This window comes from Allorhizobium pseudoryzae, from assembly GCF_011046245.1.
GTDB lineage: Bacteria > Pseudomonadota > Alphaproteobacteria > Rhizobiales > Rhizobiaceae > Neorhizobium > Neorhizobium pseudoryzae.
Window position 1 is genome coordinate 2,515,306 of the sequence record NZ_CP049241.1, and the last position, 26,155, is coordinate 2,541,460.

At 63.4% G+C, this 26,155-nt stretch carries 24 protein-coding genes; 17 read left to right on the forward strand and 7 right to left on the reverse strand.

The annotated features are described in order from the left end of the window. Window positions 1-249: 249 nt before the first annotated feature. The 8 genes from G6N78_RS12185 (at window position 250) to ligA (ending at window position 11,648) form a co-directional block, all read left to right on the forward strand. Window positions 250-1,176, forward strand: coding sequence for a D-alanine--D-alanine ligase (locus tag G6N78_RS12185; protein WP_165218721.1), 927 nt, complete (start codon window positions 250-252; stop codon window positions 1,174-1,176). Next, window positions 1,164-2,096, forward strand: a complete 933-nt coding sequence (locus G6N78_RS12190) for a cell division protein FtsQ/DivIB (protein ID WP_370691415.1) — start codon at window positions 1,164-1,166, stop codon at window positions 2,094-2,096. Before G6N78_RS12185 ends, G6N78_RS12190 begins: the two co-directional genes overlap by 13 nt. After that, window positions 2,093-3,424, forward strand: a complete 1,332-nt coding sequence (ftsA, locus tag G6N78_RS12195) for a cell division protein FtsA (protein WP_165218723.1) — start codon at window positions 2,093-2,095, stop codon at window positions 3,422-3,424. The genes G6N78_RS12190 and ftsA overlap by 4 nt, the downstream gene beginning before the upstream one ends. An 86-nt stretch (window positions 3,425-3,510) precedes the next feature. Further along, the gene (gene ftsZ / locus G6N78_RS12200) at window positions 3,511-5,382 is read left to right on the forward strand and encodes a cell division protein FtsZ (protein WP_165218725.1); all 1,872 of its coding nucleotides are present in this window, start codon (window positions 3,511-3,513) and stop codon (window positions 5,380-5,382) included. A gap of 259 nt (window positions 5,383-5,641) precedes the next feature. Next, complete coding sequence (gene lpxC / locus G6N78_RS12205) at window positions 5,642-6,595, forward strand: UDP-3-O-acyl-N-acetylglucosamine deacetylase (protein ID WP_165218727.1); 954 nt, start codon at window positions 5,642-5,644, stop codon at window positions 6,593-6,595. Window positions 6,596-6,805: 210 nt separating this feature from the next. Continuing rightward, a complete protein-coding gene (locus G6N78_RS12210; RefSeq protein ID WP_165221697.1) occupies window positions 6,806-7,648 on the forward strand; it encodes an outer membrane protein assembly factor BamD in 843 nt (280 codons plus the stop codon). A 10-nt stretch (window positions 7,649-7,658) separates the two neighbouring features. After that, window positions 7,659-9,332, forward strand: coding sequence for a DNA repair protein RecN (recN, locus tag G6N78_RS12215; RefSeq protein WP_165218729.1), 1,674 nt, complete (start codon window positions 7,659-7,661; stop codon window positions 9,330-9,332). Window positions 9,333-9,488: 156 nt separating this feature from the next. Next, a complete protein-coding gene (ligA, locus tag G6N78_RS12220) occupies window positions 9,489-11,648 on the forward strand; it encodes an NAD-dependent DNA ligase LigA (protein ID WP_165218731.1) in 2,160 nt (719 codons plus the stop codon). Window positions 11,649-11,976: 328 nt separating this feature from the next. Here the strand turns inward: ligA and G6N78_RS12225 are convergent, their stop codons facing one another. Next, a complete protein-coding gene (locus G6N78_RS12225; protein ID WP_165218733.1) occupies window positions 11,977-12,507 on the reverse strand; it encodes a GNAT family N-acetyltransferase in 531 nt (176 codons plus the stop codon). Window positions 12,508-12,816: 309 nt separating this feature from the next. On the opposite strand from G6N78_RS12225, the gene G6N78_RS12230 reads away from it, so the two are divergent. From G6N78_RS12230 to G6N78_RS12240, 3 genes are all read left to right on the forward strand, one after another. Then, window positions 12,817-13,062, forward strand: coding sequence for a DUF982 domain-containing protein (locus G6N78_RS12230; RefSeq protein WP_165218735.1), 246 nt, complete (start codon window positions 12,817-12,819; stop codon window positions 13,060-13,062). Between the two features lie 47 nt (window positions 13,063-13,109). Then, complete coding sequence (locus G6N78_RS12235) at window positions 13,110-13,700, forward strand: 3'-5' exonuclease (protein ID WP_165218737.1); 591 nt, start codon at window positions 13,110-13,112, stop codon at window positions 13,698-13,700. Between the two features lie 83 nt (window positions 13,701-13,783). Further along, entirely contained in the window at window positions 13,784-14,278 is a 495-nt protein-coding gene (locus G6N78_RS12240) for a CreA family protein (protein ID WP_165218739.1), read from the forward strand. A gap of 70 nt (window positions 14,279-14,348) precedes the next feature. Here the strand turns inward: G6N78_RS12240 and G6N78_RS12245 are convergent, their stop codons facing one another. Together G6N78_RS12245 and G6N78_RS12250 are read right to left on the reverse strand one after the other, a co-directional pair. After that, complete coding sequence (locus G6N78_RS12245; RefSeq protein ID WP_062554154.1) at window positions 14,349-14,813, reverse strand: chemotaxis protein CheW; 465 nt, start codon at window positions 14,811-14,813, stop codon at window positions 14,349-14,351. Window positions 14,814-14,815: 2 nt separating this feature from the next. After that, window positions 14,816-16,777, reverse strand: a complete 1,962-nt coding sequence (locus G6N78_RS12250) for a methyl-accepting chemotaxis protein (protein ID WP_165218741.1) — start codon at window positions 16,775-16,777, stop codon at window positions 14,816-14,818. Between the two features lie 245 nt (window positions 16,778-17,022). Here G6N78_RS12250 and G6N78_RS25945 point away from each other — a divergent pair, with 245 nt between their 5' ends. The 3 genes from G6N78_RS25945 to G6N78_RS12260 all read left to right on the forward strand — a co-directional run bounded on the left by G6N78_RS25945 (window position 17,023) and on the right by G6N78_RS12260 (window position 18,860). Further along, window positions 17,023-17,154, forward strand: coding sequence for a hypothetical protein (locus G6N78_RS25945; RefSeq protein WP_272955612.1), 132 nt, complete (start codon window positions 17,023-17,025; stop codon window positions 17,152-17,154). A 135-nt stretch (window positions 17,155-17,289) separates the two neighbouring features. Beyond that, a complete protein-coding gene (locus tag G6N78_RS12255) occupies window positions 17,290-17,889 on the forward strand; it encodes an SCO family protein (RefSeq protein ID WP_165218743.1) in 600 nt (199 codons plus the stop codon). Between the two features lie 89 nt (window positions 17,890-17,978). Beyond that, complete coding sequence (locus G6N78_RS12260; protein WP_165218745.1) at window positions 17,979-18,860, forward strand: 50S ribosomal protein L11 methyltransferase; 882 nt, start codon at window positions 17,979-17,981, stop codon at window positions 18,858-18,860. Between the two features lie 215 nt (window positions 18,861-19,075). Here the strand turns inward: G6N78_RS12260 and G6N78_RS12265 are convergent, their stop codons facing one another. Continuing rightward, window positions 19,076-19,249, reverse strand: a complete 174-nt coding sequence (locus G6N78_RS12265) for a hypothetical protein (protein ID WP_165218747.1) — start codon at window positions 19,247-19,249, stop codon at window positions 19,076-19,078. 249 nt (window positions 19,250-19,498) lie between these two features. Here G6N78_RS12265 and G6N78_RS12270 point away from each other — a divergent pair, with 249 nt between their 5' ends. Then, entirely contained in the window at window positions 19,499-21,328 is a 1,830-nt protein-coding gene (locus G6N78_RS12270) for an aminopeptidase P family protein (protein WP_165218749.1), read from the forward strand. A 7-nt stretch (window positions 21,329-21,335) separates the two neighbouring features. On the opposite strand, the gene G6N78_RS12275 is transcribed toward G6N78_RS12270, so the two are convergent. The 3 genes from G6N78_RS12275 to pncA form a co-directional block, all read right to left on the reverse strand. After that, window positions 21,336-21,641 carry an AzlD family protein gene (locus G6N78_RS12275; protein WP_165218751.1) on the reverse strand — a complete coding sequence of 102 codons (306 nt, stop codon included), beginning with the start codon at window positions 21,639-21,641 and terminating at the stop codon, window positions 21,336-21,338. Further along, complete coding sequence (locus G6N78_RS12280; RefSeq protein WP_165218753.1) at window positions 21,638-22,351, reverse strand: AzlC family ABC transporter permease; 714 nt, start codon at window positions 22,349-22,351, stop codon at window positions 21,638-21,640. The genes G6N78_RS12275 and G6N78_RS12280 overlap by 4 nt, the downstream gene beginning before the upstream one ends. A 101-nt stretch (window positions 22,352-22,452) precedes the next feature. Continuing rightward, window positions 22,453-23,079, reverse strand: a complete 627-nt coding sequence (pncA, locus tag G6N78_RS12285; RefSeq protein WP_165218755.1) for a bifunctional nicotinamidase/pyrazinamidase — start codon at window positions 23,077-23,079, stop codon at window positions 22,453-22,455. Window positions 23,080-23,273: 194 nt separating this feature from the next. Between pncA and G6N78_RS12290 the strand changes: the two genes are divergently transcribed. Next, window positions 23,274-24,500 carry a YeeE/YedE family protein gene (locus G6N78_RS12290; RefSeq protein WP_165218757.1) on the forward strand — a complete coding sequence of 409 codons (1,227 nt, stop codon included), beginning with the start codon at window positions 23,274-23,276 and terminating at the stop codon, window positions 24,498-24,500. A gap of 360 nt (window positions 24,501-24,860) precedes the next feature. Continuing rightward, window positions 24,861-26,153, forward strand: coding sequence for a DUF2778 domain-containing protein (locus G6N78_RS12295; protein ID WP_165218759.1), 1,293 nt, complete (start codon window positions 24,861-24,863; stop codon window positions 26,151-26,153). Window positions 26,154-26,155: the final 2 nt, after the last annotated feature.

Sequence of the window (26,155 nt, forward strand, 5' to 3'; positions counted from 1 at the left end):
TCCCAATGCCGATCAGCCCGCAGTCTCAACGACTTGGCGGGCTTTTTTATTGCTCTGAATCCGATTCAAGGCCTTGGCGTGATGCGTGAGGCGATGCCGCCATCCTGCTTTCGGAACGTCGTCTCTGTCGTCTCCGGTTAACGAAAGTAAACGATTCATTAACCATGTTCGGTCTCTAATGAACCTGCGCAAGAATCAGTTTCGCGCAAGCGCGGTCCCGTATCGCGTGACGTTTTCAAGGAGCGTTTGATGAGTGGCAAGCATGTGGCTGTTTTGATGGGTGGGATCTCGTCCGAGCGTCTGGTCAGCCTGTCGTCCGGCAATGCCTGCGCCGATGCTCTTGAAGGCGAAGGATTTCGCGTCTCCCGTATTGATGTCGATCGCAACGTCGCGGCGGTCCTCGCTGATCTGCGGCCCGATGTGGCCTTCAATGCGCTGCATGGGCCTTACGGCGAAGATGGTGCCATCCAGGGCATCCTTGAATATCTCCAGATCCCGTACACCCATTCCGGCGTGTTGGCGTCCGCGCTTGCCATGGACAAGGGGCGGGCAAAGTCTGTCGCCGCCGCCGCCGGCATTCCGGTGGCGGACGGCCGTGTCATGGATCGCCACGAGATCGGCGCTCAGCATCCGATGCAGCCACCCTATGTGGTGAAGCCGGTCAGCGAGGGTTCCTCCTTCGGTGTCGTCATCGTCCGCGAAGGTCAGTCGCATCCGCCGCAGGTGCTCGGCTCCTCCGACTGGCGGTATGGCGACCGGGTGATGGTCGAGCGCTACGTGGCGGGTCGCGAGTTGACGTGTGGCGTGATGGACGGCGAGGCGCTTGGCGTCACGGAAATCGTGCCGCTGTCCGGCGCCTTTTACGACTATGACGCCAAGTATGCGGCCGGTGGCTCGAAGCATGTCATTCCGGCAGAAATTTCACCAAATATTTACCAAAAGATTCAAAGACTGGCGGTTAAGGCGCACCAGGCGATGGGGTGTCGTGGTGTGAGTCGCTCCGATTTCCGCTTCGATGACACCGCATCGGGCGAGGGCGAGCTTGTCTGGCTGGAAATCAACACCCAGCCCGGCATGACCCCGACCTCCCTGGTGCCTGAAATGGCCGCACATGCCGGCCGTTCCTTTGGTGAACTCGTCCGCTGGATGGTGGAGGATGCCTCGTGTTCTCGCTGATTGGTAAAAGAGGCGGTCCGCATCGCGGACAAGGCGCCGCATCTGCCGCGATGGCGGATGATCGCGTCGTGCTGCCGCGGCCGATGCGGCGTGTCGTTCGTTTCTGCGTCAGCCTTGCAACGGGACGCATCCATATTCCGGCCCATGCCGGGACCGTTTCCGTGTTCGCTCTTTTTGGTGTTGTCGGCTTGTGCGGCATGTCGCTGGGTGGGCATTCGCAGGTGGTCGCGCAGGCGACGACCTCGGCGGCCGGTTTTGCCATCGAGAAGGTGCAGGTCTCCGGCAATGCCCAGACCTCCGAGATCGAGATCCTGCAGCTGCTTGGCCTTGACGGCACCACGTCGCTGGTCTCGCTCGATGTCGATGCGGCGCGCCGCAAGCTGGTCGAGCTTCCCTGGGTCGAGAGCGCAGAAGTGCGCAAGATCTATCCCGAGACGATTGCCGTGACGCTCAAGGAGCGCAAGGCGTTTGCCATCTGGCAGCACGGCTCGGAACTGTCGCTGATCGAGCAGAACGGCAGCGTGATTGCGCCGCTGCGCGACAACAAGTTTGCCTCGCTACCGCTCTTCGTCGGTCGTGATGCGGAAAAGGCAGCTGCCGAATTCCTGCAGGAAATGGCGAAATGGCCGGAGATCGAAAGCCGCGTCCAGGCCTATGTGCGGGTTGCGAGCCGTCGCTGGGATCTGCACCTTGGCAACGGGGTCGTGATCCACTTGCCGGAAGACAATGTCGACCAATCCTTGAAGATGCTGTCTGCCTATGAAGCGAAGGAAGGTGTTCTGGAGCGCGATATCGCTTCGGTCGATCTTCGGCTTTCCGACCGCACGACGATCCGTTTGACCGAAGGTGCCGCCGAGCGCCGTGCGCAGGCGCTTGCCGCGCGTGACAAGGCGCTCAAGAAGCAGGGAGGCCAGACGTGAGCCTGTTCGGATCCTCCCATTTCGGCCTTCCGCGCCTGAAACCTTTGTCGTCCAAACGTCAGCACGTCGTGTCCGTGCTGGATATCGGCTCGAGCAAGATCGTCTGCATGATCGGTCGTCTGACGCCGCGCAAGGAAAGCCAGATCCTGCCGAACCGCACGCACAATGTCGAGGTGATCGGCATCGGGCACCAGCGCTCGCGCGGGGTGAAGTCCGGTGTGATCGCCGATCTCGATGCCGTCGAAAGCGTCGTGCGGCTCGCCGTCGATGCAGCCGAGCGCATGGCCGGCCTGACGGTCGATAGCCTGATCGTCAACGTATCCGCCGGGCGCCTCACCAGCGACGTTTATACCGCGAGCATCGATCTTGGCGGCCAGGAGGTCGTGGCGTCCGATCTGCGCAAGGTGCTGATGGCGGCAAGCCAGCAGTCGCTGCGCCAGGACCGCGCCGTGCTGCATTCGCTGCCGACGGGTTTTTCGCTGGATGGCGAGCAGGGTATCCGCGATCCGCTGGCGATGTATGGCGATCTTCTCGGCGTCGATATGCATGTCGTGACCGCTGAGCGCGCATCGTTGAAAAACATCGAGCTTTGCGTCAATCGCGCGCATCTTTCCGTCGAAGGCATGGTGGCAACCCCCTATGCGAGCGGCCTTGCCGCCCTCGTCGATGACGAGGTCGAGCTCGGCTGTGCCGCGATCGACATGGGTGGCGGCACCACGACCATCTCCGTTTTTGCCGAAGGCAAGCTCGTTCATACCGATGCGATCGGTATCGGTGGCCATCACGTGACGACCGATCTCGCCCGCGGGCTTTCGACCCGTATCGAGGATGCCGAGCGCATGAAGGTGGTGCATGGCTCTGCCATCGCGACGGCTGCCGACGAGCGCGACCTGATCTCCGTCCCGCCGATCGGCGAAGACGACCGTGATCTGCCGACGCAGGTGCCGCGCGCGCTGGTGACCCGCATCGTTCGTGCCCGCCTGGAGGAGACGCTGGAGCTGATCCGCGATCGCATCCAGAAGTCGGGTTTCAGCCCGATCGTCGGCAAGCGCGTCGTGCTGACCGGCGGTGCCAGCCAGTTGACGGGCCTGCCGGAAACGGCGCGCCGGATTCTCGCCCGCAATGTCCGTATCGGACGGCCGATGGGCGTGTCCGGTCTGCCGACGGCGGCGAAGGGGCCTGCATTTTCCACGGCGGTGGGTCTGATGATCTACCCGCAGGTGGCCGAGATGGAAACGCATGCCGGGCAGGGCGGCCTTCTGGCCGGGCTCGGCGGTGGCAATGGCCGGATTGCCCGGGTTGGGCAGTGGCTGAAGGAAAGTTTCTGACCCTCTAGTTTCAGGCAAGGGTGTCAGCTTAGGTTTGAGAATTGGCTCGCTTGGCGAGGCGGCCAGGAAAAGAAGGAACGGTAACCATGACCATCAATCTGCGAAAGCCGGATATTACCGAGCTGAAGCCTCGGATCACCGTCTTCGGCGTGGGCGGCGGCGGCGGCAATGCCGTGAACAACATGATCACCGCCGGCCTCGAAGGCGTCGACTTCGTCGTTGCCAATACCGATGCCCAGGCGCTGACGATGTCGAAGGCCGAACGCATCATCCAGATGGGTGTTCAGGTCACCGAAGGCCTTGGCGCCGGCTCGCAGCCGGAAGTCGGCCGCGCGGCTGCCGAAGAATGCCTTGATGAGATCATGGACCACTTGTCCAGCACGCATATGTGCTTCGTCACCGCCGGCATGGGCGGCGGCACGGGCACGGGTGCCGCGCCGGTCGTCGCTCAGGCAGCCCGCAGCAAGGGCATCCTGACCGTCGGCGTCGTTACCAAGCCGTTCCACTTCGAAGGCGGTCGCCGCATGCGGCTTGCCGAACAGGGTATCCAGGAACTGCAGAAGACGGTCGATACGCTGATCGTCATCCCGAACCAGAACCTGTTCCGTATCGCCAACGACAAGACGACCTTCGCCGATGCCTTCGCAATGGCGGATCAGGTTCTCTATTCCGGCGTTGCCTGCATCACCGACCTGATGGTGAAGGAAGGTCTCATCAACCTCGACTTCGCCGACGTGCGTTCGGTCATGCGCGAAATGGGCCGCGCGATGATGGGAACCGGCGAGGCTTCCGGCCAGGGCCGCGCCATGCAGGCTGCGGAAGCCGCGATTGCCAACCCGCTGCTCGACGAAACCTCGATGAAGGGTGCGCAGGGGCTGTTGATCTCGATCACCGGCGGTCGCGACCTCACGCTGTTCGAAGTCGACGAAGCGGCAACGCGCATTCGCGAGGAAGTCGATCCGGATGCCAACATCATTCTGGGTGCCACCTTCGACGAAGCTCTGGAAGGCGTTATCCGCGTGTCCGTCGTTGCCACCGGCATCGACCGCGCCATGGCGGAGAACGACCTGCGTGCAGCGGAAATGCGCGCCGCGCAGAAGCCGATTGTCCGTCCCTCGGCGGCCGTTGCCTCGGCACCGGCCGCAGCTCAGCCTGCCATGACGCAGGCACCCCGCACGGCACCGGTTGATCCGATTGCCGAAACCATCCGTCAGGCAGAAGCCGCGATGGAACGTGAACTGTCGATCCCGGCACCGCAGGCCGCCGCTCCGGTCATTCAGCCGGCCGCTCCGCAGCCGGCACCGGCACCGCAGCCGATGATGAATCGTCCGGCTCCGGCTGAGGAGGAGTTCCGTCCGCAGAGCCGCCTCTTCCAGGCCACCACGCCTGCACCGGCCGCTCCCGTCGAGCCGTTCCTGTCGCGTGCGCCGATCGCTCCGGTCGTCGCACCCGCACCCGCACCGGCCCCGGCTCTGTCGATGGCGCCTCAGCCTGCTCCGAGCTTCATGGCACAGGCTCCGCAGCCTGTTGCTGCTGCCCCGCAGCCGGCACCCCGTGTCGCCCCGGCTCCGATCGAGCCGGCCGCTCCGGTGATTCGTCATCAGGCCGAGCAGGTCCGCATGCCGCGCGTCGAAGATTTCCCGCCGGTCGTGAAGGCCGAGATGGAAAGCCGCTCGCAGCCCGCCCAGGCGGCTGCCGAAGAGCGGGGTCCGATGGGGCTTCTGAAGCGAATCACGAGTTCGCTTGGTCGCCGCGAGGAAGAAGAAAACGTCGCGTCCGACATGACGGCTGCCCCGGCCGCCGCTTCGCAGCAGCGTCGCGCCCTGTCCCCGGAGGCAAGCCTCTATGCGCCGCGCCGCGGAAGCCTGGACGATCACGGCCGGTCCGTGCCGCAGGCATCCCACCACGACGACGACCAGCTGGAAATCCCGGCCTTCCTGCGCCGCCAGTCCACCTGATCGTTACATAAAAAGTAACCGTGAAAGCCCGGGTTCAACGCCCGGGCTTTTGATTTTTATCAATCGCTTAGTCTAAAGTGTTGGAGTGGGTGAAATCGTCACGATCGTAACAATCCGAAAGAAACAGTGATTTGGATTGGAACGGGGCTCGCCGTATGTACGAGCTAGGAAAAGCGGCTGGAGTCGAACAACAGGTTCGCCGCGACAAGCAAACCGGCTCGGTCCTCTAGGGCCGGACGGCAAGACAAAGGCAAAAAGAATGACGATCGGACTTCTGGGCTTTCAAACGACCATCGCTGCACCGGTGACGCTTTCGGGCATCGGCGTGCATTCCGGTAGCCCGGTTTCGATCACGTTCCAGCCGGCGGAAGCTGGCACGGGCATCATCTTCAGCCGTTCCTTTGCCGATGGTTCGGTCGCCGAATATCGCGCCGTCTCCTCCAATGTCGGCAATACCGATCTCTGCACCGTTCTCGGGACCTCGCTTGCTCGCTCGGTTGCCACCATCGAACACGTCATGGCAGCGCTCTACGCGCTTGGCATCGACAACCTGATGGTTGAGGTCGATGGCGCCGAAATGCCGATCATGGATGGTTCATCCTTCCCGTTCATCGAGGCGATCGAACAGGCAGGCGTGGTGAACCTCGGCGCCAAGCGCCGTTACATTCGCGTGGTCAAGCCGATCCGCATCGATTCGGGTTCGTCCTGGGCGGAGTTCCGCCCCTATGACGGCACGCGCTTCGAGGTGGAGATCGATTTCGAATCGCCGCTGATCGGCCGCCAGTCCTGGAAGGGCGACCTGACGGCGCAGGTGTTCCGTGACGAGCTGTCGCGGGCCCGCACATTCGGTTTCATGCGCGATGTGGAGCGCCTCTGGGCGGCCGGTTTCGCGCTCGGCTCATCGCTCGAAAACTCGGTCGTCATTTCCGATGACGATACTGTCGTCAACGTCGAAGGCCTGCGCTACACGGACGAGTTCGTGCGTCACAAGACGCTGGATGCCGTGGGCGACCTGGCGATTGCCGGTGCCCAGTTCATCGGTTGCTACCGCTCCTATCGCGGTGGTCACAAGCTGAATGCCAACGCGCTGAAGGCGCTGCTTTCCGACCGCACCGCTTACGAGGTGGTCGAGGCACCGGTTCGCAGCCAGCGTGTACGTGCCCGGGAATTCGTCGCGGTCAACGCGCCGGAATTCGCCTCCTGGGTTGGTTGAAGATTTGCAGTCCAGTCCAACTCGGCCGTCTCCTGGAGGCGGCCTTTTCTTTTTGTAAATCAGGTCTTGCCTCGCCATAAATTTGCGTCAAACCGCCATCATTGCGTTGCTCTGTCGCTTCCTTTATGGCTACAACGCCAACTCGGGCGGACGATGTAACATCGCGTGACAATCGGGAACTGTCGAATGACTGAGACGAAGTCTGTTGCAATGAGGAAAGCGGCGCGGATTGCAGCCGTCTCCTTGCTTTTGGTCGGTACCGGCGTTCTGGTATCCGCCTGCCAGTCGGATCCGGACATCGACATCACCAAACTTGGTCTTGCCACCGATCCGCCGGAGCAGCTCTATAATCAGGGCCTTGCCAACATGAAGGCAGGCAACCTGTCGGAAGCCAGCAAGAAGTTCGACGCCATCGACAAGCAGAACCCGTTCACCGAATGGGGCCGCAAAGCGCTCGTCATGAGCACCTTCACCAAATATCGGCTTGGCCGCAATGACGAAGCCGTCGCGACCGGCAACCGCTATCTGAAGCAGTATCCGAACTCCGACGACAGCGCCTATGTGCAGTATCTGGTCGGTCTTTCCTATTCCAAGCAGATCGCCGACGTGACGCAGGACCAGAAGGCGGCCCGCAGCACGATCGATGCCATGCAGAAGGTTGTCGATAACTATCCGAAGTCGGAATATGTTGAGGACGCGCAGGCGAAGATCCGCTTTGCCCGCGACCAGCTGGCCGGCAAGGAAATGCAGATCGGCCGCTATTATCTCGAACGCAAGGAATATCTGGCGGCGATCTCCCGCTTCCGCACCGTCGTCGAGCAGTTCGGCACGACCAACCAGGTGGAAGAGGCGCTCGCCCGTCTGACGGAATCCTATTACGCCATGGGTGTGATGGAAGAAGCACAGACCGCCGCGGCCGTGCTCGGCCACAACTACCCGGACAGCCAGTGGTATGCCGATTCCTTCAAGCTGCTGAAGAGCGGCGGTTTGGAGCCGCGTGAAAATCGTGGATCCTGGATTTCGCGCGCCGGGGCCAAGCTGATCGGCGCCTGATAGGAAGACCATGCTTATCCAGTTGTCGATCCGCGATATCGTCCTGATCGAGCGGCTGGACCTCAGCTTCGAAAGCGGCCTGTCGGTGCTGACGGGCGAAACCGGAGCGGGGAAATCCATTCTGCTCGACAGTCTGTCGCTGGCGCTTGGCGGGCGCGGCGATGGCGGCCTCGTGCGTCATGGCCTCGACAAGGGGCAGGTAACCGCGGTCTTCGATGTCGGCGGCGCCCATCCGGCCCGTGTTCTGCTGCGCGAGAACGGTCTGGATGACGACGGGGACCTGATCTTCCGCCGCACACAATCCGCCGACGGCCGTACCAAGGCCTCCATCAACGACCAGCCGGTCAGCGTGCAGCTGATGCGCCAGGCTGGCCAGTTGCTGGTCGAAATCCACGGCCAGCATGACGACCGGGCGCTGGTGGATATCGATGCCCACCGCACGCTTCTCGATGCCTTCACGGGGCTCACCGAGGAGGTCGGCCAGGTCTCGGTCCTGTACCGTGCGTGGCGCGATGCCGAACGGGCGTTGAAGACGCACAAGGCCAAGGTGGAGGCGGCGGCCCGCGAGGCCGATTACCTGCGCGCCTCCGTCGAGGAACTTGAAGGCCTGAGCCCGCGTGACGGGGAAGAGGACGAGCTTGCCGAACAGCGGGCGCGGATGCAGAAATCCGAACGCATTGCCGGCGATATTTCCGAAGCCTGCGAATTCCTGAACGGCAATGCCTCTCCCGTGCCGCTGATTGCTTCCCTGGTGCGCCGGCTGGAGCGCAAGAGCGCGGAAGCACCCGGCCTTCTGGAAGACACCGTGCAGCTGCTCGATGCGGCGCTCGACAATCTTTCCAACGCCCAGATGGAGGCGGAAGCCGCCCTTCGCCGCACGGAGTTCGATCCGCGCGAGCTGGAGCGGGTCGAGGAACGGCTGTTTGCGCTTCGTGCCGCCAGCCGCAAATATGCGGTCGCTGTGGCCGATCTGCCGGCGCTTGCGGAAAAGATGGTGGCGGACCTCGCCGATCTCGATGCCGGAGAGGAGCGTCTCGGCCAGCTGGAAAAGGCGGCCGGGGCGGCTAAGCTTGCCTATGACCATGCCGCCCGCGCACTCTCCGACAAGCGCCAGAACGGCGCGTCGGCGCTGGCCGATGCGGTGATGGCAGAGCTGCCGGCGCTGAAGCTGGAGCGGGCGCGCTTCATGGTGAATGTGACGCCGGACCCGGAGAATGCGGCGGCAGAGGGCATCGATACGGTCGAATTCCACGTGCAGACCAATCCCGGCACACGTCCCGGGCCGATCATGAAGGTCGCCTCCGGCGGTGAACTGTCGCGGTTCCTGCTGGCACTGAAGGTGGCGCTGGCCGATCGCGGCTCCGCGCCGACGCTGGTCTTCGACGAAATCGATACCGGCGTCGGTGGGGCTGTGGCGGATGCCATCGGCCAGCGGCTGAAGCGGCTCTCCGACAAGGTGCAGGTGCTCTCGGTCACCCATGCGCCGCAGGTGGCGGCACGGGCGGCGACGCATCTTCTGATCTCCAAGGGCCCGGCGGGCGATGGCTCCGACAAGATTGCGACGCGGGTGGCGACCATGTCGCCGGACCACCGCGCCGAGGAAATCGCCCGCATGCTGTCCGGCGCCTCGGTCACCGACGAGGCGCGCGCGGCGGCGGCCAGTCTTCTGGCTGGAAACGGCTGAACCGTTCCGGGTCCGCAGCCGGTGATCGCATATTCGCCAAGCGTTGGGGACTCTTCCGCCGATGTGGATGAAGCGCGGGCGAGACGCTTTGGCATTTTGCACGGGATCGGTTTCGTCTAAAACGCGTTCATGCCCGCGGATGGAGAGACGAAGACCATGGCCGATGATCGCAAAGCCGTCGAACTGCTGAGCGCCGAGGACGCGCAGGCGGAATTGGCCTGGCTGTCTGCCGAGATTGCCCGCCACGACCTTCTCTACCACCAGGGCGACCAGCCGGAAATTTCCGATGCCGATTACGATGCCCTGAAGCGCCGCAACGATGCCATCGAGGCGCGGTTCCCGCAGTTGGTGCGCGAGGACAGCCCTTCGCAGCGTGTCGGCGCGGCGCCGGCGTCCGCCTTCCAGCAGATCACCCATTCCCGGCCGATGCTGTCGCTCGACAACACGTTTTCCGACGCGGACGTGGCTGACTTCGTGGGTTCGGTCTACCGTTTCCTCGGGCGTCTGCCGGGCGGGTCGATTGCCTTCACCGCCGAGCCGAAGATCGACGGGCTGTCGATGTCGATCCGCTACGAGAACGGTCGCATGGTGAGTGCGGCGACGCGCGGCGACGGAACGACGGGCGAAAACGTCACCGCCAATATCCGCACCATCCGGGAGATCCCGCAGCAGCTTCCGCCGGGTGTGCCTGCCGTGGTGGAGGTGCGCGGCGAGGTCTATATGGCGAAAAGCGATTTCCTGGCGCTGAACGCGCAGATGGAGGCCGACGGCAAGCAGACCTATGTCAATCCGCGCAACACCGCGTCCGGTTCGCTGCGCCAGCTTGATCCAAAGGTGACCGCCAGCCGCAAGCTGCGCTTCTTCGCCTATGCCTGGGGCGAGATGTCGGAGATGCCGGCTGCGACCCAGATGGGCATGGTGGAATGTTTCGAGCGCTGGGGCTTTCCCGTCAATCCGCTGATGAAGCGACTCTCCTCGGTGGAGGAGATCCTCGCGCATTACCATGAGATCGGTTTGCTGCGCCCGGATCTCGACTACGATATCGACGGCGTCGTCTACAAGGTGGACGAACTGGCGCTGCAGGAGCGGCTCGGCTTCCGCTCGCGCTCGCCGCGCTGGGCGACTGCGCACAAGTTCCCGGCCGAGCAGGCCTTTACCACGGTGGAGGCGATCGACATCCAGGTGGGGCGCACCGGCGCTCTGACGCCCGTTGCCCGCCTGACGCCGATCACCGTCGGTGGCGTGGTGGTGACAAATGCCACGCTGCACAACGAGGATTACATCAAGGGCATCGGTAATTCCGGCGACCGTATCCGCCCCGAGGATCACGACATCCGTGTGGGGGATACTGTCATCGTGCAGCGCGCCGGGGACGTCATTCCCCAGGTGCTCGACGTGGTGCTGGAGAAGCGCCCGGCGGAGGCGCTGGCTTACGAGTTTCCAAAGAAATGCCCGGTATGCGGCAGCCACGCGGTGCGTGAGCGCAACGAGAAGACCGGGCGGCTCGATTCCGTCACGCGATGCACCGGCGGCTTCGTCTGTCGGGCGCAGGCGGTGGAGCACCTGAAGCACTTCGTCTCGCGCAATGCCTATGACATCGAAGGTCTGGGCTCGAAGCAGATCGACTTCTTCTTCGAAGCCGAGGATCCGTCGCTGCAGATCCGCACGGCACCCGACATTTTTACGCTGAAGAAGCGCCAGGAGGCATCGACGCTCACCAAGCTCGAGAATATCGAGGGGTTTGGCAAGGTCAGCGTCAAAAAGCTCTTCGACGCGATCGACAATCGCCGTGAGATCGCGCTGAACCGTTTCATCTTCGCGCTTGGCATCCGTCATGTGGGCGAAACGACGGCCAAGCTTCTGGCGCGGGCTTATGGCACCTATGAGGCCTTCGAGAGCGCCATGCAGCAGGCGGCCTCCTTCTCTGGCGAGGCCTGGGAGGAGCTGAACGCCATAGAGGGGATTGGCGAGATCATGGCGCGTGCCATCGTCGAATTCTTCAAGGAGCCGCGCAATGTCGAGGTGATCTCGCGGCTGCTCCAGGAAGTCACACCGCAGGCGATGGAACAAATCGCCGCCAGCGGCAGCCCGGTGGCCGGCAAGACGGTCGTCTTCACCGGTTCGCTCGAAAAATTCACCCGCGACGAGGCGAAGGCCCGGGCCGAGAGTCTTGGCGCCAAGGTTTCGGGTTCGGTGTCGAAGAAGACCGATATCCTGGTCGCCGGTCCCGGCGCCGGTTCGAAGCTCGACAAGGCGCGCGAGCTGGGCATCCAGACGCTGGACGAGGACGAGTGGCTGGCGCTGATCGGCGGGTGAGACGTAGGCAGTAGGCAGTAGGGTTTCCCTCATCCGCCCTTCGTGCCCCTTCTCCCCGTGGGGAGAAGGGGGTCTCCGCAGCGTCTCAGGCTCCTCTTATTGGCAGCGGGAGAAGGAAGGGGTTTGGCACCCGCTTCCGCCCAAGCGCGCTTTCCGCAACTGTACCGTCTTGTGGGATTGGCCAAACGTGCCGCGCAACCCTCTTCTCCCCCTGGGGAGAAGGTGGCCCGAAGGGCCGGATGAGGGGACTTTTAGGGCGCGCCATCGGCTTACCCTCGCCCCGCTTGCGGGGAGAGGGCCAGGGTGAGGGGCTTTTCGATAGCGCGCCTCACGCCCTCAGCCGCGCCATCGTCAGCGCATCCACGAAAGCGCCGTCGCGGAAGGCGAAGTGGCGCAGCGTGCCCTCCACCTCGAAGCCGAATTTGCGGTAGAGGGCGAGGGCTGCGTCATTGTCGGCATAGACGGTCATCTCCAGCCGTTTGAGATTGTACCAGTTGTCGGCCATCGCGACGACTTCGCCGAGCAGTGCTGCGCCGATGCCGCGGCCGCGAAAGGCGTCGTGCACGCCCATGCCGAAACTGCCGCTGTGCGCCCGGCGTCCGGCATGGCGCGTCAGCCCGATATCGCCGACCACCTGATCCTCAAGGACCGCGACCAGGGCCGTCACCGTGGCCGGCTGGTTCTCGATGCCTTTGCGGATCTCGTCTGCGCTGTGATAGGGCGTGCGCAGCGTGCCGAAGCGGAAGCCGGGCAGATTGTGCAGGGCGGCGATGCCGACCGCATCGGCGGGCGTGCGGGCGCGGATGCTGAGGCCGTCCGGCCATCGGGCGTCTCGATTGATGGGGATTATGGTCGTCATGGCGTCTGTCCTTCGGGATGGCCGAGGCAGAGCGGATGAAACCGAAACCCTGCCAGGTCGGCAGGGCGTGCGGGGAATGATCAGATCAGGGTGTCAGAACCCGCATGCCGATCGTCCACGCGCCCTGCAGGGCGAATGGTCATCACGAGATGCATATGGGTTTCCGTTCTGATCATGGTGCGCAGAAGGCCGCAAAACCGGCATCCCGTCAAGGACTGTTTGTCCGCGGGATCTCCCATCTTGCCTCTCGCATACTGCCTCGATTGCCGCTAAGACACGCAAAACCGAACCAGGTAAGGGAGACGACGCGTGAGCAAGGACTGGAACAAGGGCGTCACGCTGGCACTCGAAGGCCCCGGCCAGTTCCGGACGATCGAGACGGTGCAGGAGGCGTCCTGGGTGCTGATCGAGGACTGGCCGCTGGAGGACGGTCCGGAGCTCGACAAGGCGCTCGTGGTGTTCGAGGCGGTGCTGAAGGGCAAGAAGTCTCCGGAAGCGGCGCGGCTTGCCTTTATCGCCGCGGCGATGGAAGCCGGGATCGAGGTGAAGGCCTGACCCCTCCGCCGATCGCCAACCCCAGCCATTCTTGACGGACAAAAACCTTGAAGACCATCGCCATCGATTTCGAGACCGCCAACGAGCAACGCGGCAGCGCCTGTTCGGTCGGCCTTGCCTGGATCGAGGACGGGAAGGTGGTCCGGGTGGAGGAGCGGCTGATCCGGCCAAAGGACATGCGGTTCTCCTCTTTCAACATCGCCGTCCACGGCATTCGCCCCGAACAGGTGGAGGATGCGGGCGAGTTTCCCGAGGTGATGGACGAGTTCATTGACGATTTCGCGGATGCGACGATGATTGCCCACAATGCCGCCTTCGATTTCAGCGTCTGGCGGGCCTCGCTCGATCTTTACCGCCAGTCCTATCCGGCGCTCTCTTACCTCTGCAGCGTCAAGATGGCCAAATCCGTCTGGCCGCAGCTCTCTTCGCACCGGCTGAACGTGCTGGCGGCGCATCTGGGGCTGACCTTTGCCCATCACCGGGCGGGAGAGGATGCGCTGATCTGCGCGGAGGCGACACTGGCGATCGCAAGGGCTGTCGGCGCGATCCATCCCCGCGAGATTGCCGGCCGGATCGGCATGACGGAGGGGCGGCTGTTTGCCGGCGGTTATACCCCCTGCACGCTTCGCAAGCGCTGACGCCGGAAGTTCCGGATGCGTGCGTATTGTAAACGCGTCCGCCGATCTTATCTCCGGATCACGATCTGTTGATGGAGTATCCCATGCGTGCCTTTGCCTGCCTTGCCCTTGCCGCCTCGCTTGTCGGTGCAAGCCTTCCCGTCTCCGCCCGGGCCGAAGTGGTCGGCAAGGTCGGCGTCGACTGGATGGGCAACGACATCATCGTGGATGCGCTGACCGATCCCAAGGTCAAGGGCGTCACCTGCCACGTGACCTATTTCGATCGCGGCATGCTGGATCGCCTCAAGAACGGCAACTGGTTCGAGGACCCCTCGAACAACTCGATCGCCTGCCGTCAGACCGGCCCGATCGAGATCGGCGACATCGATCTCTCCAAGGAAGGCGAAGAGGTCTTCAAGCAGGGCATGTCGCTGATCTGGAAGAAGCTCGTCGTCAACCGGATCTATGACAAGGCCAACAACACGCTGATCTATCTGGTCCATTCGCGCCAGATCGCCGATGGATCGGCGAAGATGGCGATTTCCACGGTGCCGCTCTTCAACCAGGCCGTGACCTGGAAGAACGGCCAGCCGAACTAGGCCGACAAACGCCCAAAACCCCGGTCGCAATGACCGGGGCCGGAGCATCCAGCAGCAATGTTTCGGCCGATCAGGCGGCCTGGGCGAGCTCGTCGGCGATGACCGTGTCGAGGTTCAGGAAGCAGACCATCGTCTTTTCCAGCGCCACGATGCCACGGCAGAAGGCGCGCTGGGCTTCCGGAATGATTTCCGGTGCCGGCTGCAGGTCTTCCGACTTGATCGTCATCATGTCCGACACCTGCTCGACGAGCAGGCCGACCAGCTTGCCGGCGATGTCGGTGACGATGATCGCCGCGCGTTCGGACGGTTCGGTCATCTTCATTCCGAGGCGGCAGGCCATGTCGATGACCGGGATCACCGCGCCGCGCAGGTTGATGAGACCCAGCACGTAAGGCGGTGTGTGCGGCATCGGGGTCACCGGGGCCCAGCCGCGGATTTCGCGGATGGCCATGATGTCGATGCAGAATTCCTGATCACCGAGATGGAAGGAGACGATTTCGAGATAGGCGCCGGACTGCTTGATTGCATTGCTCATGGTTAGAACTCTTCCCATTTCTCATTGGTTGCCGTCGCAAGTGCCCTTGCGGCGGGGGTGCTGCTGGTGATGGCGCTCGCAACCCTGTTCATCAGGTTGCGGGCGGGAGAGGGGCGGGACGGGGCGGCAGGCGCCGCCGCTTCTACGGCGCGAGGCCTCGCGGCCTCGACCCGGAACTGACTCATCAGACGGCTCAGATTATCCGCATCGCCCGCCAGTGCGTGGCTTGCGGCATTGGTTTCTTCCACCATGGCCGCATTCTGTTGCGTCGTCTGATCCATCTGGCCGATGGCGGTGTTGATTTCCGAGAGGCCGGTCGACTGCTCTCGGGCGGAGGTTGCGATCATGCTGACGTCGTCATTGATCTTCAGCACGTCATCGCCGATGCGGTGGAGTGCCTCACCGGTCGCCTTGACGAGATCGACGCCGGTCTGAACCTCGGCGCTGGAGCGGGTGACGAGCGCCTTGATGTCCTTTGCGGCACCGGCCGCGCGGCCGGCAAGCTCGCGCACTTCCTGCGCCACGACGGCAAAGCCCTTGCCAGCCTCGCCGGCACGGGCGGCCTCGACACCGGCGTTCAGTGCCAGAAGATTGGTCTGGAAGGCGATCTCGTCGATGACGTTGATGATCTTGCCGATCTCACCCGTCGCATCCTCGATCCGCTGCATCGCCGACATGGCGTCGCCGACAACGGCGGAGGAGGATTCGGCGAAATCCTTGGCATTGCTCACGCGGTGACGTGCCGCTTCCGCCCGTTCGGTCGCAGTGCGCACGGTCCGCGTGATCTGTTCGAGCGCCGCGGAGGTTTCCTCCAGCGAGGCGGCCTGCTGTTCGGTCCGCTTGGCGAGATCGTCGGCGGCGGAGCGCATCTGCTGCGCGTTGGCATGAATGGAGCCGGCGCTGCCGTTGATTTCGCGGATGGTCAGCTGGAGCTTGGAGGTCAGGCGGTTGAAATCGATGCGAACCGGCTCGAGTTCGGTAGGGAAGGGGGTGTCCAGCACCACGTTGAGGTCGCCATCGGAAAGACGTGTCAGCGCCTGGGCCAGTTCCTCGGTCGCCTTGCGGATTTTCTCGGAGGCGGTGCGCTCCACGTCGAGGCGCCGCCGCTCCTCGTCATCGTAACGCCGGCGCTCGCTCGCCGATTGCTGCTCCAGGCGGATCTTGTCCAGGCTTGAGACACGCAGAGATTCGGTTGCACGCGCCATATCGGCAATTTCATCGCTGCCTTCGGTGCCTGGCACGGCCGCGTCACAGTCACCATCGGCAATGCGTCTGAGGCTGTGCTTGATACCGCTGATGCTGTGGCGGATGGCTGATCCCTGCACATATTGCAGAAGGCCGACCAGGAGCAGGGCCGCAGCGCCGGCAATCAGCTGCATCGACAGGGACTGGTCCAACTTGTCTTTCGTCGCCTGGATCGTCGCCTCGTTGCGGGCCGTTGCCAGTTCGGCCAGCTGAGCCAGCCGATCACTGATCTTCTCGCTGTTGCTGTCGATTGCGTCGTCGATCGCGTCGAACTTGTCGTCGGATGCGCCGGCTTCGACAAGGCCCTTGAGGTCGGTCAGCATCAGTTTGTTGGCAGTCTCGATAGCCTGTGGCAGACCTTCGGCCAAATCCGGCCGTCCGACGATGGTGGCAAGCGTGGTGGCCGAGGCCAGCTCCTTCTTTATGTAAGAGCTGCCCTCCTGAAAGGACTTCAGCCGCTCGGGTTGAACTGCGCGTTCGTCCTTGTCGACGAGCGTGTCCATGGCCGTCAGCGTCAATTCGAGGTTGGCTGCTTTCAAGGCGTTGATGGTTTCCACCAAGCTTGAGATGTCACTCACCTGCTGCAGCGCCGCATTGATCTTTGTCTGCTGATACCAGCCGAGCCCGACGATCACGCCAACGCCTGCAAAGGCTGTGACCCCGAGGGTCATCAGCCGCTGGCCGATCGACATCGATTTTCTGCCGTTGTTGCTCGCCATTGTCTTCGTCGGTTCCGTTGAAGTGCTGCAAATGGTGACATGTCATGGGCCGATGGGATCGACCTTCAAAGCCGCGGCATCATGCCAGCGGCGCATTGCATCACGTCAGCGAAATGTCTCAGACAGGTGTTAAACATTCGCTAATCCTGTAATACATTGTATCCCATGTATTTAACGGGGAAACGCTAGAATTTTCCCCATTCTCGCAGTAGACTGTTGCTATGCGGTTACCTGTTGAACCTCGAATGTTGCCTGTCTGGTGCGCCGCCGTCGTTTTGATGGCGGGGTTGTTCGGCGTGGCAACCTATGGCTGGATGCTGCATGGAGCCGATATTTTCCTGGCGATGTCCGACAGTCTCGCCGCCTGGTGCATGTAGGCCTTAATCGTTGAAACGGGCAGGGTGGGGCAAAACCGCACGTCTGCGTGACAATCTGGGATCTGCGATTGCAGCCGGAGACGGGGCGGCGTATCCATGGGCGCGAATTGAAGCGCAGTGGGAGCCGTCGTTTTCATGAAGACCGTCCGGATCATTCTGTGGGCAGCCGTCGTCGTCATGGCGGGCGTTCTCGGCTGGCTGACGCTGGAGGTGACCCGCAGCAAGGACCAGATCGCCGAAGGGCCATTCGGGGTGCCGTTCCAGCTCGTGGCGCAGGATGGCAAGCCGATCACCGAGGCCGCTTTCCAGCAGAAGCCGACGGCGGTCTTTTTCGGTTTCACCCATTGCCCGGAAGTCTGCCCGACAACGCTCTTCGAAATGAACGGCTGGCTGCACAAGGTCGATCCCGACGGCACCAAGCTGAACGCCTATTTCGTCACGGTCGATCCGGAGCGGGATTCACCGGAGATCCTGGGGCGGTACGTCTCCAACGTCACCGATCGCGTCATCGGCATTTCGGGGCCTGCCGACAAGGTGGCCGAGATGGTCAAGGGCTTCCGTGTCTATGCCCGCAAGGTGCCGGTGGACGACAAGAACCCCAACGGCGATTACACGATGGATCACACGGCCTCGGTTTTCCTGCTCGACAAGAGTGGGCGGTTTGTCGGCACGATTGCCTATGGCGAGGCGACGGAAACGGCCGAAAAGAAACTTCAGAACCTGATCAAGGGTTGAGCGCCGCGCTTCACCATCAAGCCGGTTGAAGGCGGGGCCTCTTCTGTGGCATTGCAGCGGCACAGTCATCAGCCGGAAAGAACAGAACCTTGAGCGAACTGCGCCTCTACGTCACCGTGACCGAACGGCAGGCCGAAGATATCCTGGACAGGTTGTCCTTCACCTTTGGCGAGGAGGACTATGCGATCGGCACCACCGAGGTGGACGAAAAGGCCGATCGCTGGGAAGCCTCCGTCTACATGCTGTTCGACGATGAGGACGAGGTTCGTCCGCGTTTCGAAGAGACGATCGCCGAGGCCTATCCGGATCTTCCGATCGAGCGCGAGGTTCTGCCGGAGATCGACTGGATCGCCAAGTCGCTGGAAGGCTTGAAGCCGGTCCGGGCGGGGCGCTTCCTGGTCCACGGGTCCCACGATCGCGACAAGGTGCGCATGGGGGATCTCGCCATCGAGATCGATGCAGGCCAGGCATTCGGCACTGGACATCATGGAACCACCGCGGGCTGCCTCGAGATGATCGAAAGCGTCGTGCGCGCGCATCCGCCGCGCAACGCGCTCGATCTTGGCACCGGCAGCGGTGTCCTGGCGATTGCCGTTGCGAAACTGAAGAAGATCCCGGTGCTGGCAACCGATATCGATCCGGTGGCGGTTCGTGTGGCTGCGGACAATGCGAAGCTGAACGGGATCGTCGGCGGCATGGCGCTGGAGACTGCGCCGGGGTTCCATTCGTCCGCCTTCCGCAAGCATGGCCCTTTCGATCTCATCATCGCCAATATCCTGGCGCGGCCGCTGATCAAGATGGCGCCGCAGCTTGCCACGCATCTGTCACCCGGCGGCGATGTGATCCTGTCCGGCATTCTGGCCGCGCAGCGCTGGAAGGTGATCGCCGCCTATAATGGCGCCGGGCTTGCGCATGTGCGCACCATCTGGCGCAATGGCTGGGTGACCATCCATCTGCGGCACGGCGGCTGATTGATGCATTGCAGCATTGCGCTTTCTGCATACCCTTGTTCTGCAGGCCGATAAGAAACAAAAAAGGGCGACACCCGAAGATGTCGCCCCTGGATCGTGCCGGGAGAGGGCAGATCCGATCCCGCGAGCTTTGGAGGAGGAGACGCTCGAGCGGGTTATGCCGTGTTCTATCGGGGTCGTCGGCTTGGGAGGAGGAGAGCCTTCGACCCGTCCAATCAGAACACGTAGCGGGTTGCACCCTTGCGATTCAGTTCTTCGCGGGAGGTGCCGAGAGCCTTGAGGCTGTCGTCGTCGAGATACATCAGCGCGCCGTTGACGTAACGGTTTGCCTGGCGCTCGCGTGCGGCGACAACGCGATCGAATGCATTGCGGAAGAACGAGTTTGCCATGTCCGTGGTCCTTGATCGTGGGGCGAAGCGTGCTTGCTTGCCGATGCTTGGAATATAACCCTCGCTTCTCTGCTTAGTCAGTGGGCTCGCTTCAATGGTGTTATGCGCTGATTGCATGGGTTGGCGCGTTTTATCCCGCCGTGCCTGTGCAGTTGCACAAAACGCGGGCTTCGCCGCAAGGTGCTGGCCTCGGCGCGGATTTTCGCTAACATCCGCGCGCTTCCCGGAATCGCGTTTGAAAGCAGATCCATGTTCCAGTCCTTTGATACCACCTCGTCTCCCGCCTTCGGCCCTGCCCGCGTGGAGGGGCTTCGCTCCCGCTTCGATGATCTTGGCATTGACGGTTTCCTCGTGCCGCGGGCGGATGAATTCCAGGGCGAATACGTGCCGGCCTCAGCCGAGCGGCTATCCTGGCTGACGGGCTTTACCGGTTCGGCCGGCGTGGCGCTGATCACACGCGGGCAGGCGATCGTGTTTGTCGATGGTCGTTATACGACGCAGGTTGCGCAGCAGGTGGATGCGGCGACCTTCACGCCCGGGGATCTCGTGGGCGAGCCGCCGCACAAATGGCTGGCCGCCCATGCGCCGACCGGCTTCCGTCTCGGCATCGATCCGTGGCTTCACAGCGGCGCCGAGGTGGCACGTCTTGCGGCGGCGCTGACCGCAAAGGGCGGTTCGCTGGTCTTCATCGATGCCAATCCGGTGGATCTCCTGTGGAGCGACCGTCCGGCACCGCCGATGGGCGCCGTCGTCGTGCAGCAGGAGAGCCATGCGGGCAAGCCAGCTGCGGAGAAGATCAGGGAGATCGCCGAAGGCGTTGCGACCAAAGGGGCCGCCGGCGTGCTGATCTCCGATCCGTCCTCGGTTGCCTGGATCTTCAACATCCGCGGTTCCGACGTGCCGCACACGCCGCATCCCTTGGCGCGCGCCATCATCACCGCCGCCGGCAGGGCGGAACTCTTCATCGAGGCGGGCAAGGTCACCGGCGAGGCGCAGCATCACCTCGATGCGCTCTGCACACGCTTTGCGCCCGCCGAGCTGACGACGCGGCTTGCAACACTCGCGGAGGGCGGGGCCAAGGTTCTTGTGGATGCCGACACCACCTCGATTGCGCTGTCGAAGGCGATCGAATCGGTCGGCGGCGTGGTCGTCGAGGCGATGGACCCGGCGCGTCTGCCGCGGGCGGTGAAGAACGCCGTCGAGCTTCGTGGTTCGGCGGACGCGCATGTGCAGGATGGCGTGGCCATGGTGCGCTTCCTCTCCTGGCTGGATGGCCAGCAGCCCGGGACTGTCAGCGAGATTTCCGCCGTCAAGGCCCTGGAGGCCTGCCGCGCGCGGGTTGGCGAGAGCCTGCAGAACCCGCTGAAGGACATTTCCTTCGACACGATTTCCGGTGCCGGAGAGCATGGCGCCATCATGCATTACCGGGTGACGACCGAGACCGATCGCATGCTGTTGCCGGGCGAACTGTTCCTGATCGATTCCGGCGCGCAATACGTCAACGGAACGACGGACATCACCCGCACGGTTGCCATCGGCAGCGTCCCGGAGGAGCAGAAGCGTTTCTTCACGCTGGTGCTGAAGGGCATGATCGCGATCTCCGTCGCCCGCTTCCCGAAGGGCACGCGCGGCTGCGACCTCGATCCGCTGGCGCGCATTGCGCTCTGGAAGGCGGGCGCGGATTTCGCCCATGGCACGGGCCACGGCGTCGGCTCCTACCTCTCGGTTCATGAGGGGCCGCAGCGGATCGCGCGCCTATCGACGCAGGAATTCCTGCCCGGCATGATCCTCTCCAACGAACCCGGCTATTATCGCCCCGGCTCCTTCGGCATCCGCATCGAGAACCTCGTCTACGTGACCGAGCTTGCGATGATCGAGGGCGGTGACCTGCCGATGATGGGCTTCGAGACGCTGACCTGGTGCCCGCTCGACCGCCGGCTGATCGTGAAGGATCTTCTGACCGCCGAGGAACTGGCCTGGGTCGATGCCTATCATGCGACGGTCTTCAAGAAGCTCTCGCCGCTGATCTCCGAACCCGATGTACAAGGCTGGCTGGAGCGGGCGACGCAGCCGCTCTGAGGCGGTTTCAGGCGAAAGGCAGGTGGCGCAGCAGCAGGGCTGCGCCCCAACCGGCTGCGATCAACAGCAGGCCGGGATGCTTGAGCCCGACCAGAAGGGCAACGATCATCGCGACCTTGACGTCCCAGCCGCCATCGAAGAAGGCGGGTGCGACGAGCGTGGTCAGGACGGCCGCCGGCACGGCGTTGAGCGCCGTTTCCATCCGCGGCGGAATGCGCGACATGCGGGTGACGAGCACGTAACCGGCAATACGGGTGACGTAGGTCGCAAGCCCCGCGGCAAAGATGATGAGCGTGGTGTGCAGATCCATCATGGCTGATCCTCGCTCCTTACCGCATTGGTCGGCGTGTCGCGGTGGAAGAGGATCGCCGCCAGCACGCCCGCCAGCGCGCCGATGCTGACATGCCAGGGCGAGCCGACGGTGTGGGCGGCGAGGATCGAGGCGGCGGCACTGACCGGCACGACCAGCAGGAAGAGCGGCCGTTTGCGGAAACCGAGCACCAGGCCGAGGAAATAGACCGGCAGCAGCACATCCATGCCAAGCGCCGTCGGATCGCCGATCAGGCTGCCGAAAGCCGCGCCCAGCGCCGACGCGGCGACCCAGATGACATAGATGGTGAGCGCCATGCCGAGGTAGAAGCGCGGCTCCAGTTCTCCCTGCTGGTCCACCCGGCGTGCGGATTCGGCAAACTGCGGATCGGTGAGGAAAAACAGGCTGACATAGCGGGTGATCGGCGAGAAATGCCGGATATGCGGGGCAAGGGCTGCCGAATAGAGGATGTGGCGGAAGTTGACGGCAAAGACCGACAGGATGATCAGCCAGGCGGGCACATGGCTGCCGAACATCTGCACGCCGACCAATTGGCTGGCGCCGGCAAAGATGATGCCGCTCATCAGGGTGGCATGAAGGGGTGTCACGCCTCCATCCACAGCCACGGCCCCGAACAGGAGGCCGAACGGGCTGGTCGAAAGGCCGATCACGAGCCCCTTGCGGGCGCCCTTCCAGGATATGGTGTCCAGCATGGGCTGTCCTTGTTCGGTGAACCCGGCTCGTAACGCCGCAGAGATGCGACCACAAGTCAGCAAAGCTGATGGAACGATGAGGGAAATTGAAACGGGCTCTGTCAGTCCGCCAGAATCTCGTCGCTATGGACAATCGCAACGCCTGCCTGACGCATCTCGGCGATCGCCGCCTTCACGCCGTCGGCCGCAATGCCGCGGCTGGCATCCTCGATGAATCGGACTTTTACGTCCGGCAGCATGGCGCGGGCATCCAGCGCCGAAAACTTGACGCAGTAATCGGTGGCAAGGCCGCAGACATCCAGTTCCGTCACCTGCTGGGCGCGCAGATAACCGGCAAGACCGGTGATGGCCGCCTGGTCGTTGTCGCGGAAAGCGGAATAGCTGTCGACGGCGGGGTTCTCGCCCTTCTGCTGGATATAGTCGAAGGCGTTCGTGTTGAGATCGGCGTGGAAGTCTGCGTCCGGCGTGCCCTGCACACAATGATCCGGCCACATCACCTGCGGCTGGCCGGAGAGCGTGCCCATGTCGAAGGGTTTGGCGCCGGCATGCTGCGAGGCGAAGCTGCCGTGATTGGCCGGGTGCCAGTCCTGCGAGGCGGTGATCAGGTCATAGGCGCCGTCCTCGATCAGCCGGTTGATGATCGTCACGATCGTGTCCCCCTCCGGCACCGGCAGGTTGCCGCCCGGGCAAAAACCGTTCTGGACATCGATGATCAGCAGGGCCTTCATGGTTGTCTCCAATTCTCCACTTGAGCACCATGCCAAGCAGGACGCGCGCAATCAAGCCGCCGTTGCCGCTGCGCGTCATCCTCCTCGCATCAGGCAAACTATTCCGGCAATCGCCGGTAACATTGGTAAGGCATGCTTCGAAGTGGAGGGCATGGCGACCTATCTTCGGCTCAGTCCTTTCAGGAGATTTCATCATGGCTTTTGCACAGACTTCGCCCGCCGGGCGGGCGTCGAACCTTCCGCCACTCGGTGCGCCCGGCCTGGTCGCGCTGGTGGTGCTGGTCGTCGGCACACTTTGGCTTGGCGCTGCGTATGGAACCGCGCAAGGCGCGCTCTTCCTCATCGGCGGCGGTCTCGGGATTGCGCTTTATCACGCCGCCTTCGGTTTCACCTCCGCCTGGCGGGTGTTCATCGCCGAGGGCAGGGGGCGCGGCCTGCGCGTCCAGATGCTGCTGCTCGCGCTCGCGGTCATCCTGTTTTTCCCCGCGCTCTCCAGTGGAACGCTGTTCGGCCATGAGGTGCGCGGCAATATCTCTCCGGCCGGTATTGGCGTGATTGCCGGCGCCTTCATGTTCGGCATCGGCATGCAGCTTGGTGGCGGTTGCGCGTCTGGCACGCTGTTTACCGCCGGCGGCGGCAATGCGCGCATGCTGGTGACGCTGTTCTTTTTCATCGTCGGGTCGCTCTTCGGCACGATCCACTTCGACTGGTGGGCAAGCCTGCCATCGCTCAAGCCCGTCTCGCTCTACCAGCCGTTCGGTGCGCTCGGCGGCATTGCGGTCTCGCTCCTCATCTTCGCCGCTATCGCCGCGCTGACCATCTATGTCGAACGCCGCCGGCATGGCAGCCTTGAGCAGGAGGCGCCATCACCCCGTCAGGGCCTGCAGCGCTACCTGCGTGGCCCCTGGCCGCTGGTGGCGGGTGCCATTGCGCTCGTCACCCTCAACTTTCTGACGCTCGCCATTGCCGGCCGCCCCTGGGGTATCACTTCGGCCTTCGCGCTCTGGGGGGCGAAGGGCGCGCAACTCATCGGCATCGACCCGACGCAGTGGGCCTACTGGCAGACGCTGGGCAATGCCAAGGCGCTGGCGGCCAGCGTGTTCGCCGACATCACCTCCGTCATGGATTTCGGCATCATTGCCGGGGCCATGCTGGCGGCGGCGCTGGCGGGGCGGTTCGCACCCTCCTTCGACATTCCGCTACGCTCGGTGCTGGCGGCGGTCGCGGGCGGCCTGCTCCTTGGTTATGGCGCCCGTATTGCCTATGGCTGCAACATCGGCGCCTATTTCTCCGGCATCGCCTCGGGGAGCCTGCACGGTTATCTCTGGGCGGTCGCGGCCTTTGCCGGCAACGTCATCGGCGTGCGTCTGAGGCCCTGGTTCTTCTTCGAACGCAGCGTGCCGCGCCGGGCGGATGGCTGAAAAAGCCCTCAAATTGACAAAAGTGAAGCGAAGCTGCGGCATTTTCGACATCCTGCCGCGGCTTTGCCGCATTCACATTAAAGTTTAGCCCCATCGAACATATATCGCGTGAAAGGGACACACAGGGGCGCTTGTAAACACATTGGTTACCATAATCCGTCATTGTTTCAGCTTGTCAGCACACGAAGCTCGCTCTGTTCAGCGGGCGGTGAAGTGGTGCCGACAGCAGAGTTCCGGTCCGTTCGTGCCGGGTGTTTGTATGACGGGTAAAGGGTAACGCGTATCATGGCATTGGCTTTTGCAGCGGCGCAGGCCGCATCTCCATCCCGCCGCCCATCCGTTTCCCGATCGAAACCCCCGTTGCAGTCCGGGCTCCTCAAGGCGACCGCTGCGCTCGGGTTGACCCTTGCCGTTGGTGGCTGGATGATCGGCGCCCTTGCCACCGTGCAGAGTGTCGCCTCGGTCAAGCCGCACGGATTTTCCTACGACCTGCGTGCATCGCTCGATCTGAAGCCGATCCTGGCACCGATGTCCGCTGAACAGCGGGCGCTGAAGATCGCCAAGTTCTCCCGCCTCTCGACACTGGCCGCGCCGAAGGGCGCGCGCCTGGAGGGGGCACATCTCGCGCATCTCGAAGCCCAGCGCCCGTCGGAAAGCACCGTCAAGGATACGCTGTCGCTCGCCTTCGCCCGTGAGCAGGCGGAAAAGCAATTTGCGGCACTCGCCGAAAAGCGGCCGGCGGATTCCGAAGTGAAGGGCGTGCTGGCCGCCGCCCTGCAGGATACGGTTCTGGTGGCGCCGCCGAGCGAGACCGCCTGGGACGCCAATCCGCCCGGCAATGCCGATGATGGCCAGGTGGAGGTTGCCGACCTGCAGAGCCCGGCGGAACTGGCCGTGGCCGAAGCAACCGGACCCATCGAAGACAACAGCCTGCCCATGGCCGGGCCGCTTCCGGTCGGACGTCCGCCGGCAAACGCACTGGCCATGGCAATCGCCCCGTCTGCCGCAAAACCGGCAGCCCGTGCGCCGGTCGTCGCAGCGGACGAAGACGAGGAAGAGGCGCCGAAGGCGCTCGCCTTCGCCAAGCCGGAAAACCCGATGAAGAGCACGGCACGCTCCGTTCCGTGGCCGGATCAGGGCACCAAGATCGCCGTCTACGACATCACGGCGGGCAAGGTCTACATGCCGAGCGGTGCCGTCCTGGAAGCCCATTCCGGCATCGGCCCGATGCGCGACAACCCGAAATTCACCCATGTGAAGATGCGCGGACCGACACCGCCCGGCACCTATAAGCTGTCGATGCGCGAAAAGCCGTTTCACGGGGTTGCCGCCATCCGCCTGACGCCGACCGATGGCATTGCGCCCCTCGGCCGCACAGGGCTTCTGGCGCATACCTACCTGCTGCGCAGCGCGCCCGGCGATTCGCACGGCTGCGTCGCGTTTGCCCAGTACGACAAGTTCCTGAAGGCCTATCAGCGCGGTGAAGTCACCCACATGATCATCGTGCCGCGGCATGACGGATCGATCCCGATGGCGGCGCTGCGCAAGATCAACCCGCGCGCCAGCACGTCGTCCAACGTCGCGGCAACGCCGGTTTCGTCGGACGGCGACAACCGCCGTACGCTGATGGATTATCTGAAGAACGACGGCTGAGG

Bases quoted from the DNA above. Each gene is read 5' to 3' on its own strand.
- G6N78_RS12185 (WP_165218721.1), top strand. From the start codon at position 250: ATGAGTGGCAAGCATGTGGCTGTTTTGATGGGTGGGATCTCGTCCGAG.
- ftsZ (WP_165218725.1), top strand. From the start codon at position 3,511: ATGACCATCAATCTGCGAAAGCCGGATATTACCGAGCTGAAGCCTCGG.
- lpxC (WP_165218727.1), top strand. From the start codon at position 5,642: ATGACGATCGGACTTCTGGGCTTTCAAACGACCATCGCTGCACCGGTG.
- G6N78_RS12210 (WP_165221697.1), top strand. From the start codon at position 6,806: ATGAGGAAAGCGGCGCGGATTGCAGCCGTCTCCTTGCTTTTGGTCGGT.
- recN (WP_165218729.1), top strand. From the start codon at position 7,659: ATGCTTATCCAGTTGTCGATCCGCGATATCGTCCTGATCGAGCGGCTG.
- ligA (WP_165218731.1), top strand. From the start codon at position 9,489: ATGGCCGATGATCGCAAAGCCGTCGAACTGCTGAGCGCCGAGGACGCG.
- G6N78_RS12225 (WP_165218733.1), bottom strand. From the start codon at position 12,507: ATGACGACCATAATCCCCATCAATCGAGACGCCCGATGGCCGGACGGC.
- G6N78_RS12240 (WP_165218739.1), top strand. From the start codon at position 13,784: ATGCGTGCCTTTGCCTGCCTTGCCCTTGCCGCCTCGCTTGTCGGTGCA.
- G6N78_RS12245 (WP_062554154.1), bottom strand. From the start codon at position 14,813: ATGAGCAATGCAATCAAGCAGTCCGGCGCCTATCTCGAAATCGTCTCC.
- G6N78_RS12250 (WP_165218741.1), bottom strand. From the start codon at position 16,777: ATGGCGAGCAACAACGGCAGAAAATCGATGTCGATCGGCCAGCGGCTG.
- G6N78_RS25945 (WP_272955612.1), top strand. From the start codon at position 17,023: ATGTTGCCTGTCTGGTGCGCCGCCGTCGTTTTGATGGCGGGGTTGTTC.
- G6N78_RS12255 (WP_165218743.1), top strand. From the start codon at position 17,290: ATGAAGACCGTCCGGATCATTCTGTGGGCAGCCGTCGTCGTCATGGCG.
- G6N78_RS12265 (WP_165218747.1), bottom strand. From the start codon at position 19,249: ATGGCAAACTCGTTCTTCCGCAATGCATTCGATCGCGTTGTCGCCGCA.
- G6N78_RS12270 (WP_165218749.1), top strand. From the start codon at position 19,499: ATGTTCCAGTCCTTTGATACCACCTCGTCTCCCGCCTTCGGCCCTGCC.
- G6N78_RS12275 (WP_165218751.1), bottom strand. From the start codon at position 21,641: ATGATGGATCTGCACACCACGCTCATCATCTTTGCCGCGGGGCTTGCG.
- G6N78_RS12280 (WP_165218753.1), bottom strand. From the start codon at position 22,351: ATGCTGGACACCATATCCTGGAAGGGCGCCCGCAAGGGGCTCGTGATC.
- pncA (WP_165218755.1), bottom strand. From the start codon at position 23,079: ATGAAGGCCCTGCTGATCATCGATGTCCAGAACGGTTTTTGCCCGGGC.
- G6N78_RS12290 (WP_165218757.1), top strand. From the start codon at position 23,274: ATGGCTTTTGCACAGACTTCGCCCGCCGGGCGGGCGTCGAACCTTCCG.